This is a genomic window from Persicitalea jodogahamensis, from assembly GCF_014651615.1.
Classification (GTDB): Bacteria; Bacteroidota; Bacteroidia; order Cytophagales; family Spirosomataceae; genus Persicitalea; species Persicitalea jodogahamensis.
Window position 1 is genome coordinate 1165093 of record NZ_BMXF01000002.1, and the last position, 17178, is coordinate 1182270.

14 protein-coding genes are annotated in these 17178 nt (G+C 51.6%); 9 read left to right on the forward strand and 5 right to left on the reverse strand.

Annotated features, from left to right (window positions below; all coding sequences use genetic code 11):
- Positions 1–6 precede the first annotated feature (6 nt).
- Together IE117_RS15000 and IE117_RS15005 are read left to right on the forward strand one after the other, a co-directional pair.
- Complete coding sequence (locus IE117_RS15000) at positions 7–1668, forward strand: serine/threonine-protein kinase (protein ID WP_189565243.1); 1662 nt, start codon at positions 7–9, stop codon at positions 1666–1668.
- Between the two features lie 6 nt (positions 1669–1674).
- Positions 1675–2721 carry a tetratricopeptide repeat protein gene (locus IE117_RS15005; protein WP_189565244.1) on the forward strand — a complete coding sequence of 349 codons (1047 nt, stop codon included), beginning with the start codon at positions 1675–1677 and terminating at the stop codon, positions 2719–2721.
- Positions 2722–2765: 44 nt separating this feature from the next.
- Here IE117_RS15005 and IE117_RS15010 read toward each other — a convergent pair whose 3' ends face one another.
- Both IE117_RS15010 and IE117_RS15015 read right to left on the reverse strand, forming a co-directional pair.
- Entirely contained in the window at positions 2766–3347 is a 582-nt protein-coding gene (locus IE117_RS15010; RefSeq protein ID WP_189565245.1) for a hypothetical protein, read from the reverse strand.
- Positions 3347–3925, reverse strand: a complete 579-nt coding sequence (locus IE117_RS15015; protein ID WP_189565246.1) for an RNA polymerase sigma factor — start codon at positions 3923–3925, stop codon at positions 3347–3349. The genes IE117_RS15010 and IE117_RS15015 overlap by 1 nt, the downstream gene beginning before the upstream one ends.
- A gap of 338 nt (positions 3926–4263) precedes the next feature.
- Between IE117_RS15015 and IE117_RS15020 the strand changes: the two genes are divergently transcribed.
- The 7 genes from IE117_RS15020 to IE117_RS15050 all read left to right on the forward strand — a co-directional run bounded on the left by IE117_RS15020 (position 4264) and on the right by IE117_RS15050 (position 13166).
- Positions 4264–4731 carry a (2Fe-2S)-binding protein gene (locus tag IE117_RS15020; RefSeq protein WP_189565247.1) on the forward strand — a complete coding sequence of 156 codons (468 nt, stop codon included), beginning with the start codon at positions 4264–4266 and terminating at the stop codon, positions 4729–4731.
- 23 nt (positions 4732–4754) lie between these two features.
- Complete coding sequence (locus tag IE117_RS15025; protein ID WP_189565248.1) at positions 4755–6971, forward strand: xanthine dehydrogenase family protein molybdopterin-binding subunit; 2217 nt, start codon at positions 4755–4757, stop codon at positions 6969–6971.
- A gap of 98 nt (positions 6972–7069) precedes the next feature.
- The gene (locus IE117_RS15030) at positions 7070–7279 is read left to right on the forward strand and encodes a hypothetical protein (protein ID WP_229580910.1); all 210 of its coding nucleotides are present in this window, start codon (positions 7070–7072) and stop codon (positions 7277–7279) included.
- Positions 7276–8979, forward strand: a complete 1704-nt coding sequence (locus IE117_RS15035; protein ID WP_189565249.1) for a sodium:solute symporter family protein — start codon at positions 7276–7278, stop codon at positions 8977–8979. Before IE117_RS15030 ends, IE117_RS15035 begins: the two co-directional genes overlap by 4 nt.
- Before the next feature lie 324 nt (positions 8980–9303).
- Complete coding sequence (locus IE117_RS15040; protein WP_189565250.1) at positions 9304–9813, forward strand: (2Fe-2S)-binding protein; 510 nt, start codon at positions 9304–9306, stop codon at positions 9811–9813.
- A gap of 21 nt (positions 9814–9834) precedes the next feature.
- Complete coding sequence (locus IE117_RS15045) at positions 9835–10854, forward strand: FAD binding domain-containing protein (RefSeq protein ID WP_189565251.1); 1020 nt, start codon at positions 9835–9837, stop codon at positions 10852–10854.
- Positions 10855–10931: 77 nt separating this feature from the next.
- Positions 10932–13166, forward strand: coding sequence for a xanthine dehydrogenase family protein molybdopterin-binding subunit (locus IE117_RS15050; protein ID WP_189565252.1), 2235 nt, complete (start codon positions 10932–10934; stop codon positions 13164–13166).
- Between the two features lie 22 nt (positions 13167–13188).
- Here the strand turns inward: IE117_RS15050 and IE117_RS15055 are convergent, their stop codons facing one another.
- The 3 genes from IE117_RS15055 to IE117_RS15065 form a co-directional block, all read right to left on the reverse strand.
- Positions 13189–14175 (reverse strand): Kelch repeat-containing protein, encoded by a 987-nt coding sequence (locus tag IE117_RS15055; RefSeq protein WP_189565253.1) that lies wholly within the window; start codon positions 14173–14175, stop codon positions 13189–13191.
- A 52-nt stretch (positions 14176–14227) separates the two neighbouring features.
- On the reverse strand, positions 14228–15337 hold the full coding sequence (locus IE117_RS15060) for a T9SS type A sorting domain-containing protein (RefSeq protein ID WP_189565254.1): 1110 nt from the start codon (positions 15335–15337) through the stop codon (positions 14228–14230).
- Positions 15338–15466: 129 nt separating this feature from the next.
- Positions 15467–17134 (reverse strand): glutamine--tRNA ligase/YqeY domain fusion protein, encoded by a 1668-nt coding sequence (locus IE117_RS15065; RefSeq protein WP_189565255.1) that lies wholly within the window; start codon positions 17132–17134, stop codon positions 15467–15469.
- Positions 17135–17178 lie beyond the last annotated feature (44 nt).

A 17178-nucleotide genomic window follows, 5' to 3' on the forward strand; every position in this document is an offset into this window, starting at 1 on the left:
ATTGCCATGACCCCCTCATTCACCACCTATTCCGACTTCCGCCAGCGTTATCCGATCCAGTTCGGAGACGATGCCTTGTGGCTGGGCAGCGGAACGTATGGCAAGGTGATCAAAGTGGAAGACCAGGTAGAAACTGAATGGGTGGCCGTCAAAATAAGTGAGTGCAGGCATGGCGATGCCCGATCCCTGAAAGATGAGGTCGAACTGGCCCGAAAAGTACCCCGCCACGCCAACATTGCCCGCTACGATAATTGCTACCGCCTCCAGACTGAAATGGGGACGAGCGATTTTGCCATCATGAAATATTACGCCGATGGCAATCTGGCTGATCTCCTGAAATCCCATTCCCTGAGTGATATTGAACTGAGAGAACTGGTGCGGGGGATTCTGGAAGGCCTGAAATTGCTGCATCGGCACCGCATCGTTCATCGGGATTTTAAACCCGCCAACATCCTCATTTCGCGCGACAACCGGGGACGATTGGTTCCTAAAATCGCCGATTTTGGCCTGAGTAAGTTTGTCGCGGAAGACGAGGTGAATAGTTCCGACTTCGATCTGAGCGATGGACGCGGAACCCCCGCTTACAAGGCCCCCGAACAAATCACAGGCGGTACCGTCAGCTTCAACCTGGACCTCTGGGCATTTGGCGTGATTCTGTACGAAATGGTCACCGGTGAGAAGCCTTTTAGTGCGGGCAGCCAGGCGAGCGAACCCACCCAGCGCCGCGAAATGGAAAATAAAATTGCCCTGGTTCAACTCCCTGACCGCCTGAACACCATTGCAGAGCCTTTTCAAAGCATGATCAGGCGTTGTTTGGTGAAGGATATTCATAAAAGGGCACGCAGGCCGGATGAGCTGCTCACTTTGCTGGAAAATCCAACTTCGCCAGTCTTTGCCACAAAACCAGCGCCTGTTTTATCGCATTTTCTTGAGTCCTCAGAAGACTCCACGGACGTATTCATCCCGGCGACTACGGTATCTTCCCCCAGTCAGTTCCGGGAAAATACCACTGCTCAAAAAAGCGCCCAGGTACCTGGGCGGAATGGCATGGCGGTTCGGGCATGGCCACCCCTGGCGCTTGGGGTAGTTGTGCTATTGATCGGATCATACGTATGGTCGAATCGGTTGACCGGTATAAACCCTGAAACAGACCAAACCCAGACCAAGGCTGCACAAGGACTGCCAAGCCAGAATTATCCGGAGGAAACGGGAACTCCACCATCCGCTTCAGTACAGCAGGCAGCGTTCATGGATAAGCCTGGCCAGACAGCAAATGACCGGGCGAAACCAGTAACTACCCCTACCAAAAAAGGGGAGGACAAACTACCAAAACCAGCTGATGAAACAGTCGACAAGACTATCCTCAAAAAACAGCAGGTACAGCAGGAATATGATGAACTGATAGAAAAAGGCAATGCCGCGATCAGTTCCAGCAACGATAAAAACGCCGCGATGGGCTTTTTCAGGAAAGCCAATCAGCTGGCGGCAACGAATTCGCTCGATACCGGCAAGGGGACTGCTAGTTATACCCAATATCTGGAGAAAGGCAACCGGATTTTCGAAAATAATGGTTTTGTAGGCGCAATGGCCTGGTATAAGGTCGCACAGTCGCTTCGGCCCACTGATGAGGTCAGCCGGAAAATCAAAGATTGTGAAATTAACCAATAGTGGTCAATGCGAAGAATTATTCTACTTACACTCATTACTTCTTTTATCTCCATCACCGGCTTTGCGGGAACAGCCGCATTAAGTCTTCCGGACCTAGAAGAACAGAATCTTGCTCAGGGAGTAGATGAGGAGTATGAGCGCTACAAGAAACGCGGCGATGATTATTTCGATCAGGGAGATTATCTAAATGCCCTTCGGCAGTATCGAAATTGCCTTGAAGTACCCAATTTTGAGAAAGATCCTTACGCTTTGGGCAGGATTGAATTGTGTCAGCAACTTATAAAACTGCGTGAACTTGCCACTAAGTCCTTAAATCAGGGCAACGGGGAGGAGGCGGTCGTCTCTTTTGAAAAAATACTGGCTGAAAATCCCAAAGACTCGATTACGAAAGTGAATCTCACCGATTACTGGACGCGGGAAGCCACCAAGTTTTATAGTCAGCAAGACTATGAAGCCGCCAAAGAACGGTACCAAAAAGCATTAAAATATGCCGCGAAGCCAGATCTGATTCAGGTCCAGATTCAAAACAGCGATGCGTTTATCAAATTTCGCAATGAACAAGCTGGAAAGCAGGCTGCGAATGAAAGTCCCGCCACACCGGACACGGAATTGAAAGAGGAAACACTGGACCAAATCACAATTTCATCTGCCAAACCCGAACCGGTTAAATTCATCAAACCAAAACGCCGCCTTGGGGCCAAGTTACTGGCAGCGGCCGTGGGCGTCGGGGCAGGAGCCTATGCCTACTCACTCAACAACAACTACCAAACCAAACTCGATGAGGTTAACCGCATTGGGAAAGCCGTTGACTCTGACGGAGACAATGTCATTCTTTTGCCCGCTGAATTCAACCAATGGCAAACGGCTTACAAAGCCACAACCGACGCGAAAAACGACCGTTCCAAGTTCATGACAGCGCTGGGTGTAGCGGGCGCGGCGGCGATCACCGAGATTATTCTGTTTGCCCTTCCCAAAACCAGCAAACCAACCGGAATCAGCCTGGGCTCTGCTACGCAAAGTTCCGGTCTGGCTGTACGCTATATTTTTAAATAAGCGCCAGGGTCTGAATGAAATGACTTCAACTCGGGGTTTAGTTGTCATTTAAAGCCCTCCTTCAGTAGCTTTTCGGCTCTTTTCTGATAGGCATGGTCAGGATTTTTAGCGATTCCGATTAGTAAACCCTTCGCTTCCTTTTTCTTCCCCTCGTGCATATACGCCAGTGCCACGTACCACTCGGCTTTCTGACGGGCATCTTCCGAATTGGCGTTTTTGGTAATGTTTTGGAGCGAATCAAAGGGCATGGATTTGTACCGCACATCGGTCATTTCCTGTTCTGCCAATTCCCTGAGTTGTGAACTCCCCGATTCCTGATTGTATTGCCAGGCCAGCCATCCCGCCCCGAGCATAACGGCCACTGAAGCTGCCAGCCCCCAATTCTGCACCTTTCCCAGCGTCCTGACAATGGTAGTCTTCGGTGTGATTTGGGTGCGTTTTCGGGCGTCAAGTATGCGCTTTTCAATGGCGAGTGCCCGCAATCCCAGACGAATTTTCTGTTGCACTTCCACTTCTGTTCTCAATTCGGTATTTTCTTTTAACTCGCTTTCAAAAGCCAACCTTTCGGGACCCGAAAGCGCATTTTGCAGGTAGGCTTCTACCCTGTCAAATTGTTCGTGATTCATCAGTTCCGGGGGGCTTGTTTTAACACCAACTGCTTCAATTTCTCGGTGCAGTCGTACCTTTTCTGTTTGGTCGAAGACTCCTTCATTCCCAGCTTTTTGGCGATTTCCTTTAATGACAGTTCATCGCAATAAAACATCTCGATGAGTCGGCGGCAATCCGCTTTTAATTGATCCAGGGCCGCACGTACCTGCGCGATAGTTTCGGCACGTTCAAGGTCTTTCTGCAAATCCACATCATTCACTGGATCATAAGCATCGGGCATGATCGCCCGCTTTTTCAATCGGCTCGATGCCAGTTCGTTGAGCCAAACTTTTTTGCAGTAGTCGAATACCACGGTAGTGATTTTGGTGTTTTCCCTGAATTCATATTTTCCCGTTTCAAGATTCAGAAGAAAATTCAACAGGCCTTTATGAAACGCATCTTCGGCGTCCATTTCCGTGCCGCTGTTCCGCTCGACCCAGTACCGGAACGAATGGGATAGCTCGCCATACAGGTAGTCATACGCCCAGCCCTGCCGCTTTTTGAGGGCCTCGTAAAGTTCGGATTGGGAGAGGGGGGAAGTCTTTCTGGTGGTCATGAAATTGAAACATTCACGTATCTATCAACTCAGGCAGCAAAAGGTAAGTGGTAAAAACGTTATCCGAAGAGACCAGACCTTCCAAGTAAGGCATTTTTATAGATTGTCGAAATAATGAAACCATAAAGACACAAACATACCGATTCAAAAGCAGGTCTGTGGTGAACCCGGAGTCGGTCCGTGGCGGCTGATTTGCTTTCCAAAAAAAAGTAAGACAAACTAGGTAAAAATTTGATTCTAAGAGCCTTTTACGAATAAAAAAATGGATCGGAAGTGTCAGAATTAAACGAGAGAAGACGTTTCTAGTAATTTGAGATTCGGTTTCCAAGATTAAAACTATGATAAAAGACGTCACCTTACAAGTGAATGGACAGACGCGTACAGTCCGGGTCGATCCTGCTACGCCGCTGCTTTACGTGCTGCGCAACCAGCTTGAATTGAACGGGCCGAAATACGGCTGCGGCATCGAGGTCTGTGGCTCATGCATGGTGCTGATGGATGGCCAGGCGATGCCAAGCTGCCGGATACCGGTAGAAGAAATGACGGGCCGCGAAATAGTAACGTTGGAAGGTTTGACTCATTCGAACGGCACTTTACATCCGGTACAAAGTGCTTTTGTGGAAGAACAGGCAGCCCAATGCGGCTACTGCCTCAACGGCATGGTGATCGCGGCGGTGGCATTGCTGAAAAACAATAAGAAACCCGATGAGGCTGCAATTCGGGAAGGTATGGACCGGAACTTATGCCGGTGCGGTACCCACACCCGTATGATCAAAGCTATCCAACGGGCAGCTGATGCCTCCTGAACCCCGACCATCAAAAGAGTAGTATGAAAGAAACATCTTATAACCCACAGCTATCGCGCCGGAAATTCATTAGTAATCTCGGGTGTCTGACGATCAGTTTTTCCTTAATCGGCACTGATTGGGCAGAGGCGAAGCCGAAAATAGTGGAAGAAAATCTGCCGGGTGCCTTGCGCCGGCAGCCACGCCTCGATGCCTGGCTGGAAGTACTTGGCGACGGCCGGGTACGGGTACTGATCGGCAAAATGGAACTCGGGCAGGGAGTCCGCACGGCCATCGCGCAGGTTGCCGCCGAAGAACTGGATCTGGCCCTGAATCAAATAGAAGTACACCTGGCTGAAACCGAACGTACTCCCAACGAGGGATATACGGCCGGCAGTGGTTCGATGGAAAACACGGCTATGTCGGTGCGCTACGCGGCGGCTTTTGCGCGTCAGAAGCTCCTGGAAATGGCTGCACGACGCTGGCAGACTGAATCTGATCAGCTCACGATGGCGAATGGGGTGGTCAGCCGGAAAGGGAAAAAGCAAACTCTGCGCTTTGCCCAACTCCTGAATGGAGCCCAACTGGAAGGTGAAGTGAAACTACCCGTAAAACTGAAATCGCCGGAGACCTACCGCTACGTCGGCAAGGCCATCCCTCGTACCGACATCGAGCAGATGGTGCGGGCGCAGGCATTGTACGTGCAGGACCTGCGGATGCCGGGCATGGTACACGCCCGGGTGGTGCGGCCGCCGGTGTATGGATCAAAACTTCTGTCGTTTGACGAGCAGGCCTTTGCCAGCAAAGCTCCGGATCTTCTCAAAACAGTCATCGATGGTACTTTTCTGGCGGTAGTTGCTGCTGACGAGTACCAGGCAGTACTGGCCAGGCAATCAGCCCTCGAACATGCGCGCTGGTCGAGCGCAACGCCGCTTCCCGAAGGACAGGATTTGGCCCAATACATTAGAGGTTTTCCAGCGAAAAGTCAGAAAGTAAAAGAACAGGGGACGACTGAAGCACTTGATCAGAAAGATGGAAAAACGGTAAAGGCGAGCTATTTCAAACCCTACCAGATGCATGGGTCAATCGGGCCGTCTTGCGGCGTGGCTTTGTACAAAGAAGGAACCCTCCACGTGTGGTCGCATAGCCAGGGGATTTATCCTTTCCGGGATGCCTTGGCCAAGATGCTGGGGTTGGAAGCAGAAAAAGTCCACGTGATTGGTGTTCCCGGCTCAGGCTGTTACGGTCACAACGGGGCCGACGATGCCGCTACCGATGCCGCTCTGGTTGCGATGGCGATGCCGGGAACGCCGATTAGGCTACAATGGATGCGGGAGGACGAACACGCCTGGGAACCCTACGGTAGCGCCATGGGTATGGAGGCCGAAGCCCGTCTGGACGACACTGGAAAAATCTCGCACTGGCGCTATTCTGTATGGTCCGATGGCCACAGCAACCGCCCGGGCGGTAATCCCGGCAACCTGTTGGCAGCTTGGCATCTTGACAAACCCTTTCCTCAACCCTCGATGGGCTATTTTGGGGGTGGGTACCGAAACTCTGAGCCCTACTATGATATTCCCAATCTCAAAATTGACGCACACGCTTTCGAAGGTCCGTTACGGGTTTCGTCGCTGAGGAGCCTGGGCGCATATGCTAACATTTTTGCCATTGAGTCGCTCATGGACGAGCTGGCCGAAAAGGCCCGGCAGGATCCGCTGGATTTCCGGCTGGCGCACTCGACCGACGAACGCGCCATCGCCGTGATGAAAAAGCTGGGTAAAATGATTGAAAATGAGAAAAATGGTCCGAACGAAGGAATAGGGCTGGCTTTTTCGCGCTATAAAAATGTGGCTTCCTACTGCGCCGTGGCGGCGAAAGTAGCAGTGGACAAGAACTCTGGCGAGGTGAAGGTACTAGGGCTTTGGGCGGCACTCGATGCCGGGCAGGTAATTAATCTGGACGGGGTCATCAACCAAACCGAGGGCTGCCTGATTCAGGCAACCAGCTGGACCCTGAAAGAAGAAGTAGGCTTCGGTCAACAGCAGATCAGTACCCGCGACTGGACTTCTTATCCGATAATGCGCTATACCGAGGTTCCAAAAGTACAAGTAGTTGTCATCGATCACCCTGAACTGGAGCCGCTTGGCGCAGGCGAGGCTGCCCAGGCGCCCACGGCTGCTGCTTTGGTCAATGCCATCTATCGTGCCAGTGGCAAGCGCATCCGGAACTTGCCTGTAAAGTCAGTCGATGAAGTTGGATAACAGCCAAAAGGATATTAATCCCAACAAAATTCCCCTATATTCCAAAAAGGGTTCTATTTTTGTTTCACGTCCTTTATCAACCCATTGACGAACGACGTTTGCCAACACAACCCTACCTCATGCCATTGCCCGAAGCTGAACACAGCCCGGCTGGACGCAGCCCGGCGGACCGCCGCCCGGTGGAAAGCCAACCCAACGAAGGTCTGCCGCCATTTGTCAAGACCTGGCGTCAGATGTATGGTATCATCACCGGGGTCCTGTTGCTGCTGATTGCCCTTTTCTACGCCTTCATGATCCATTTCCAATGAGCTATCTCGATTGGATTGTTCTGGCTTTGTCGCTTACCTTTATCGTGGGCTATGGTATTTATCGCAGCCGCGAGAACCGAAATATCGACTCCTACCTCCGGGCTGACCGCTCGCTGCCCTGGTACCATGTCACGCTGTCGCTAATGGCGACGCAGGCGAGTGCCATCACTTTTTTGTCGGCACCCGGGCAGGCCTACACCGACGGGATGCGCTTCGTGCAGTTCTATTTCGGACTACCCTTCGCCATGATCGTGCTTTGTATCACCTTCGTGCCGAAGTTTCACAAGCTTAATGTCTTTACGGCTTACGAGTACCTGGAAGGTCGTTTTGACCTTCGTACACGTAGCCTGACTGCCGGCCTTTTCCTGTTGCAGCGTGGCCTTTCAACCGGACTGTCGATCTACGCGCCCTCCATTATTTTGTCGGCCATTCTGGGCTGGGATATCATGTGGACCAACATCATTTCGGGTGGCCTGGTGATGCTCTACACCGTCACGGGCGGGGCAAAAGCAGTGTCCCACTCGCATTTGCAGCAGATGGGTATCGTCACGCTGGGGATGGTCATCGCGGGCTTCACCGTTGTGAAACTCCTGCCCGACGATGTTTCGTTTACCGATGCTTTGCACGTGGCGGGCAAAATGGGCAAAACCAATGTCATCGACTTTACCTTCGATCTCAATAACCGGTACAATGTCTGGTCGGGTATCATAGGCGGCTTCTTTCTGCAGCTCTCTTATTTTGGAACTGATCAGTCGCAGGTAGGCAGGTACTTGACGGGTAGTTCGGTGGGACAGAGCCGGCTGGGGCTGGCAATGAATGGTCTGTTAAAAATTCCCATGCAGTTTCTTATCCTGATGGTGGGGGCTTTGGTGTTCGCGTTTTATCAGTTCACCACGCCACCGATGTTCTTCAACCAGGTGAAGGTGGACCAGGTCATGGCGACGGAGTACGCTCCAGAGTACCAAAAGCTGGAAGATCGCCACGCCATCCTCCAAAGTGAAAAACGCCCACATGTACTTGCACTGACCGAGGCGCTGGACAAAAATGACGAGGTGGCGGTGGAGCGCGAGCGCACCTACCTGGGAGCTGCCGAGGAAAAAGTGCAGGCCGTACGGCTGGAAGCGCAGAATCTAATCTCAAAAGCTAACGGAGAGCAAACCAACGATGTGAACTATATATTCCTGCGCTTCGTGATCGACTATCTGCCGGCGGGTCTAGTTGGTTTGCTGATCGCCGTGATTCTGCTGGCTTCCATGGGTTCGGTAGCGGCAGCCTTCAATTCGCTGGCTTCCACCACGATTGTGGATATTTTCAAGCGGCAGGTAAGCAAGGATGGTACCGACAAATACTACGTCAGTGCTTCCCGGTGGGCTACTTTCGGCTGGGGCGTTTTCTGCATCATTGTCGCGCAGTACGCCAGTCGGTTAGGGAGCATGATCGAAGCCGTCAATGTACTGGGATCGCTGTTTTATGGGGTGATTCTGGGCGTTTTTCTCGTGGCTTTCTACTTCAAATCCATTGGCAGTCGCGCTGTTTTCTGGGGCGCGGTGATTGGGGAGTTCTTTGTCATCATCAGTTATTGGCAGGATCTTACCGCTTTTCTCTGGCTCAACCTGATAGGCTGCACACTGGTGATTGGGTTTGCTTGGGCAATTGAGAAAATCTGGCCGCAGAATGAGCCGAGAGAAGCATTGGATTAGACCCAAGTCTCTGAAGCCAGTGTTTCTGGCGGGCACAATTCCTAATAACTAGCATATTCCTTCCAGGTTTTTATTGGTAATCTAACGGCCTCTCTGGCCTGGCAGATTACCCTCCACTCTTCGTTGGTCCCGGAGCCAGCAATCGTGAGTAGCTGATATGGCTTTGCCCAATCTGTCCCCATCAGCTACAATGAATCGGGGAAAAGAATCCCAGTTTTTATCAATCGGCCAGCCCCTACTGGCCTTTCTTATTTTGGCATAATTCTTACAATTCCTAAGAAAATATTTTTGAGTTTTTGTGTCTACACATTCAACCCAGCTGCCATGCTTACCGAAAATGCCCCCATTCTTCCGAAAACCGAACGTAGTTTCGATACCAAGTCCATTACCTTAACTGTCAACGGCAAACCGCGTGAGCTGAATGTAATGCCTTGGGTAAGCCTGTTGGATGCCCTACGCGAATACATCGGCCTCACGGGCACCAAGAAAGGCTGCGACCACGGTCAGTGTGGTGCCTGTACGGTACTTTGTGATGGTAAACGGATACTCAGTTGCCTCACACTGGCAACGATGAAGGAGGGAGCTGAAATCACTACCATCGAGGGTATTGCACCAAGCGACACGGATTTGCACCCGTTACAAAAAGCTTTCATTGAGAATGATGCGTTTCAATGCGGGTACTGCACGCCGGGACAGATTTGCAGTGCCATTGGCATGTTGCAGGAAGGCAAAGCCCACTCCCGGGAAGAGGTGAAGGAACTGATGAGTGGCAACCTCTGCCGTTGCGGAGCCAATGTCTATATCATTGACGCAATCATGGAAGGCATTAAGTAAAGAAATTTAAAGTACAACAGCATGAATAATTTCAGTTATAAGAAGGCAAGTAGCGTTCAGGAGGCCGTTGGCCAGGTTAGCGGTCATTCAGAGGCTTGCTTCATAGCGGGAGGTACCAACCTCATAGACCTGATGAAGTACAATGTGGCCAAAGCCGATGCGCTGGTGGATCTGAACACGATCACTGAAAACCATGAAATTTCGGAAAGAGAGGATGGCGGTATTCGACTTGGAGCTTTTGTCAGCAACAACGACACTGCCTACCACCCGCTGATAACCGAGCGATACCCGTTGCTGAACCGGGCTATACTGGCTGGAGCAACAGGGCAGATACGGAACATGGCGACCAATGGAGGCAATCTGCTGCAGCGTACCCGCTGTTACTATTTTTATGATATAAACACTCCCTGCAATAAGCGGGAACCCGGCAGTGGTTGTTCGGCCATCGGCGGCTACAATCGCATTATGGCTATTCTGGGAGAAAGCGAAAATTGTATTGCCGTATTCCCTTCAGACATGTGCGTCGCGCTTTCTGCGCTGTCCGCCACGGTGAATGTTAGTGGTCCGGATGGGGAGCGCAGTATTCCTTTTGTGGATTTTCACCGGCTTCCTGGCGATACCCCGGAGCTGGACAACAACCTGCGGCATGGTGAAGTAATCACTAGCATTGATCTGCCGCCGAAAGGCTTCTCACAAAACTACTCCTACCTCAAACTCCGTGACCGCAACTCCTACGCATTCGCACTGGTGTCGGTGGCTATGGGGCTTGAATTGGAAAATAACAGGATAAAGGAAGCCCGCATCGCATTGGGTGGTGTCGCTCACAAGCCATGGCGGGTGGTAGAAGCTGAATTATTCCTGGAAAACAAAGAGGTCAACGAGGAGAGTCTCGGTCAGGCCGCTGATATAATTCTGAAAGGAGCGACTGGGTATGGTCATAACGATTTCAAGATCGACCTGGCCAAGCGAGCCATTATCCGTAATGGCCTGATGGCCCTGAACCCCGCTGAAACCCAACTACCGGGCGCAGTACCTAACTAATTTTGAATCATAGAATAAGTGAATAACATGTTGATAAGGCTCGACAAGTTCACCCATTCTACCAATCACCCATATCCATGTCAAAAGCACAAATAGGACAACCCATTAGCCGGCTGGAAGGACACCTGAAAGTGACAGGCTCGGCCAAATATTCTGGCGAATTTAATCTGGAAGGTTTACTCTACGGGTATGTTGTCAATAGCACCATTGTTCGCGGGAAAATTCTCAGCATCGACTCGGCTTCTGTAAAGAAAATTCCGGGCGTGATTGACGTTTTTACCCACGAGAACCGGCCTTCGTTAGCCTGGTTCGATATGCAATATTCCGACATGGATGCGCCGCCGGGTTCGCCCTTCCGACCGCTATACGACAACGAAATCAAGTACTATGCCCAACCGGTGGCTCTGGTAGTAGCCGAGACTTTCGAAACTGCCCGCTATGCGGCATCCCTGCTCAAGATAGATTACGAAGCGGAAGAGTTTGACTCTGACCTCAAAAAGAACACTGCCAGGGCCCGGGACCCGAAAGTGGGCCTGGCCACCATGTTGAAACCGCTGCCTCCCAAGCCCAAAGGCGACTTCGAAAACGCTTATGGAGAAGCTGACGCGCAGGTTTCATCCGCTTACTGGCATGGTACAGAGCACCATAATCCAATGGAGATGCACGCCACCACCACTTTCTACGAGAAAGGGGGGAAGCTTACCATATTTGACAAAACGCAAGGGACCATTAACAGCCAGCTTTATGCTTGTAACGTGTTTGGTTTGAGTTTTAGCGATGTTCGGGTCATCGCTCCCTATATTGGTGGTGCTTTTGGTTCAGGTCTTCGCCCCCAATACCAATTGTTTATGTCAGTAATGGCGGCCATAGAATTAAAACGCTCGGTGCGGGTTACCCTGGATCGTGAACAGATGTACAGCTTTGGCCACCGCCCGCCTACCTTGCAGCGCGTGAGATTGGGCGCAACCAAAGACGGAAAAGTAACGGCGCTCAACCACGCGGCCATTGCCGAAACTTCACAGTTTGAAGACTACACTGAGGTCGTCGTCAACTGGTCACACATCCTTTATCCCGTTGAGAATACCCTGCTGGAATACCAGCTTGTGCCGTTGGATGTGTACAGTCCGCTGGATATGCGTGCGCCGGGCGGAAGCACCGGACTGCCGGCGATCGAAAGCGCGATGGACGAAATGGCGTATAAGCTGGGAATAGATCCCCTGGAACTCCGGCTAATCAATTATTCGGAAAGGGATATGGCTGAGGACAAGCCTTTTTCCAGTAAAGAATTACGGGAATGCTACAAGCAAGGTGCCGAAAAATTCGGCTGGGCTGAGCGTAAGCCCGAACCACGTAGCATGAAACGAGGTACCAAGCTGGTTGGCTACGGTATGGCAACGGGAATATGGGATGCAATGACGGTACCATCCCGTGCCGAAGCCATGCTGGACAAAGACGGAAAATTGAGGGTGAACTCTGCTACATCCGACATTGGCACCGGTACATTGACGGTAATGACACAAATCGCGGCGGATGAATTCGGCCTGTCGGTCGATGACGTTACTTTTGAATATGGCGATAGCGATATGGCTTTCGCACCCATTGAAGGTGGTTCTTTTACGGTGTCGAGCGTAGGGTCGGCAGTGGTGAAAGCCTGTAAGTCACTGCGTGAAAAACTGCTGAAACGGGCTTCGAGAATGGAGAACTTCTCTCTGTCTGATCAAGGTATGTCACAAGTCAGGTTCGAAAAGGACAGAATCGTACTAAGCGAAAGCCCGCTGGTCGCGGTTTCTTATTTTGATCTCATTGCTGACAATAATGGTAAGGCTATCAAGGCGGATACTACTTCTGTCCCGAATCCGCTTAGGTTGAAAAAGTACACTCGGGCCGCCCATAGTGCAGCTTTTGTAGAAGTCGAGGTAGATGAGCAATTGGGTGTAATCAACGTTACACGCGCATTGACTGCCGTTGCTGGCGGGAAAATAATCAATCCCAAAACGGCTAAAAGCCAGATTGTCGGAGCGATGATCTGGGGTATCAGCAAGGCTCTTCGGGAGGAAACCATCAGTGACCACCGTTTCGGAAAGTACATGAACCCCAACCTGGCGGAATACCACCTACCCGTCCACGCCGACATTCACGAACTGGATGCTATTTTCGTGGAGGAACACGACGACATTGTGAATCCGCTAGGAGCTAAGGGCTTGGGTGAAATCGGCATTGTGGGCATGGCTCCGGCCATTGCCAATGCCATATATCACGCCACGGGCAAGCGGATAAACCACCTGCCCATTCATTTTGACGATTTGTTGTGAGGAGCCTTAGAAAGGCAGATTCTTATTTGGTCAGGATTTCCATTGCGTTCAGCTCAGGTCCGCCGCCACGGTTGGCTGAACCTGCTACCACGTAGACTTTGCCACCCATCGTTACGGCCCCGGTGCCGTGCCGCCCCTGCGTAAGCATGGGTAGCTTCTCCCAGCGATCAGCTTTGGGACTGTAAGCCTCCACTTCCCGGTGAGCTGTTTCCTGTGAAGCGCTTTCACCTCCCAGGATCAGTAGTTTTCCATTGTAGGCCACTGCCATATTTCCCGCCCTTTGGGTGGGAATATTTTGGTCTTCATCCAGCGTAGTCCAGGTATTTGAATTGAAGTCATATACATCTACCTCGGGAATCGTCAGATTGAATACATTTTTAGTTTTTGCGGTAGACAGCCGACCACCCGCCGCATAGAGCTTGTTTCCCACCAGGGCAACCGAAACGTGGTCTCTGGGCCGCGGGGCATCGGGAAGCTGTTTCCATTGGCCTGTTTTGGGGTCATACTCATCGAGCCAGGCTACATGTCCATCCCAGTGGCCATCCTTGATTCCTGCGACCATATAGATTTTGTCATTGCGCACAAATGCTCCGGCTGCCCCGCGCCGGCGATCGGCCGGAATTTCGGGGCCCTTCCGCCATTCGTCGCGTGCTGGATTGTAGATATACACATCGGGAATGGGAGTCTCATGGGGATAAGGTCCCGTGAATGCCCCCAGCACATAAATTTCATTTTTATAGGTGATTGCCTGGAAATGACTCATCTCAAGCGGCGTCACTGCTTTCTTTGTCCAGGTATCCTGCTTCGGATTGTACTCCTCCACAGCCTTGACACCCCGGCCACCCAGCAGGTACAATTTACCATCCGCAGCGGCGAGGGCACACTCATGTCGCTGGGTGGGTAAACTGAGTGGTTCGGCGGCCTGCCATGACTGAGCGAGGGCAGAATTAAAGCAGACGAGTATGGTTGCCAGACTTAGCAACCTATTGTTTATAGAGCGGCTTTTCATTTGGTGAGGGTTGGGTTTGACTTTTGAATGAGCGAAAAGTACAAAAGTTTCCTCATCGCACAAATTTCCTGGTCACCGTTGCCTCTTGGCTTCGCACCCGAATCAGGTACACACCCTTCGCCAGATCATCTGTCCTGAATTCCTGAGTGCGTCGGGTGGCCTTATCCTGATAGGCTGCCTGCCGTAGAACACGTCCCTGCAAATCAACCATTTCAATGTACACATTGGAAGGCTGGCGCGTTGTGACCTCCACTGTAATAGTCTGCTCACTCGGCACGGGATAAATTTTCATGGAAATATTTGCCGCTACGAACTCGTGTGGCGGCAGCCCGGTAATGACCCCATTGAATTCTACCAGGGCAGGCTCAAAAGGAGGGATGGGGTTAGTGGAACTGGTTTGGTCGGTGACGGTTAAAACATAGGTACGCCAGGTTTCAGCTACTTTCACTCCTTTGCGCCATTCCTCGGTGACGTAGGCGTAGGTGTAATAACCTACGAGAGTAGGCGCATTCCATGTCAACAAGGCTGCTGAGTGATTAATTTTGAAAGTACCTTCGCGGGTGACCTCGTGCGGGAAAATAGCATTGGCTTGTTCGGTTGGCTGGCATGCCTGTGATTGATTGAGTAGTTTAGTGAGCCGATAAGACAAGCTATCGCCGTCGGGATCCGTGTTTGGCAAAGCCAGAGAGAATATCTGGCGTAACCCGCTAATGAACTTAGGATTGGGAGCCTGGGCCGTAGCATTAGGCAAAGAAGTATTCAGGGTAGTCTGAATTATTAGAGAAGTCTCCTGCGAGGGGGCCGGCATATTTAGTATGCCATTCGTGAAATTATCCAGCTTTGCCGTGAGCGTGTAATTGCCCGAGGCGGCGTAGGTGTGAAGAACGCGGTAGATGCTCCGGTTTACATTAGGACTGCCTTCGAGTTGCTCTGAACTCACCCGCTTTGCTGTAATCTGCTGACCATCTCCAAAGCACAGAATAATCTCTGTTTGTGCATTAGCCGCCGCCTGCCCCTTTTGTATGTCAAGAAAAAGGACTCCGCTGATCTCGTAGGTTAGCCCGGTCGTATTTTTAGCCTGGATTTCACCACCCAGCAGGTGAGTGGCTTTGGCGGTGAAAGCCAGACAGCAGACAAGCGCCAGTGATAATAGCTTTTTCATGGGAACGGATGGTTTAGGAAGTAGTTTAAAATCAAAACGTTCCCTGAAAAAAGGTAGTATTGATCAGGCAATAAAAAAGACGAGCAAAAAGCTCGTCTTTTTTTGTAGAAACCAAGATTAAAAAAGCAATCAATTTCCCTTTGCCCAGTTATCCCGCAACCCGACAGTCTGGTTGAGAACCACTTTTCCGTCCACGCTATCGGAATCTACCGAAAAGTACCCCTTCCGCAACAGCTGAAAAGCTTCGCCGGGCGTTGCGGTCTTGAAGGCAGGCTCGGCACGGGCGGTGATGATCGACAGCGAGTCGGGGTTGAGGTACTCTTTGAAATCACCTTCCTGCGAGGCCGGATCTTCCACGCGGAAGAGGCGGTCGTACTGCCGGATTTCTACCGGAATGCTGTGCGCGGCCGATACCCAATGCAAAGTACCTTTCACTTTCAGGCCCGATTCGTCCTGACCGCTTTTGCTATTTTCAATATACGTGCAGCGCACTTCTTCGATCGTACCCTCTGCGTTTTTGACAACTTCATCGCAACGAATGATGTACGCGCTTTTCAAGCGCACCATCTGGCCGGGGGCCAGTCGGAAGTACTTCTTGGGTGGATTTTCCATGAAATCATCCTGCTCGATGTATAGCTCACGCGAAAAGGGCATCTCGCGATCGCCAGTTTCGGGTTTTTCAGGATTATTCTCGCTCAGGCACATTTCCTCTCTGCCCTCAGGGTAGTTGGTAATCACCACTTTCAGCGGATCGAGGACAGCCATGCGGCGCGGCGCAATGGCATTGAGATCCTCGCGGACGCAGAATTCCAGCAAGCTCATATCGATGAGGTTGTCGCGTCGGGCCACGCCAATGCGCTCGCAGAAATTGCGGATGGATGCTGGTGTGTAGCCGCGCCGCCGCAAGCCCGAAATCGTCGGCATTCGTGGATCGTCCCAACCCGAAACATGGCCCTCCTGTACCAGTTGCAGTAGTTTGCGCTTGCTCATGACGGTGTAGGTCAGGTTGAGCCGGGCAAATTCATACTGCTTGGAGGGGAAAATGTCCAGCTTTTCGATAAACCAGTCGTACAGCGCACGATGGGGGATAAACTCCAAAGTACAGATCGAATGCGTGATTTTTTCGATGGCGTCCGACTGACCGTGGGCGAAGTCGTACATCGGGTATATGCACCACTTGTCACCCGTGCGGTGGTGGTGCGCAAACTTGATGCGGTACATGAATGGGTCGCGCAGGTGCATATTGGGCGAGGCGAGGTCGATTTTGGCCCGCAGTACCCGGCTGCCTTCGGCGAATTCGCCTTTTCGCATCCGCTCGAAGAGTTCGAGGTTTTCGGCTACGGCGCGGTCACGGTAAGGACCGGGCTTGCCGGGTTCGGTGGGCGTACCTTTCAGGGCGGCAATTTCCTCTGCTGTGGAATCGTCGACATAAGCCAGACCCTTTTCAATAAGTTTGACGGCAAACGCATAGAGCTGGTCGAAGTAGTCGGAGGCGTAGCGCTCCTCCACCCAATTGAAGCCCAGCCACTGCACATCATTTTTGATCGAATCGACGTACTCGACATCTTCGGTGGTGGGGTTGGTGTCGTCGAAGCGGAGGTTGGTGCCGCCGCCGTACTTTTGGGCCAGCCCAAAGTTCAGACAAATGGACTTGGCATGGCCTATGTGCAGGTAGCCGTTAGGCTCGGGCGGGAAGCGCGTCAGTACTCTGCCTCCGTGTTTATTTTCGCTCAGGTCTTTCTCGACAATCTCCTCGATGAAATTCAGCGTCTTCTCTTCTTTTTTTTCGTCAACCATATGTTCGTTCAAAATTCTTACGGGGCGGCCCGTTCCGTTCATTG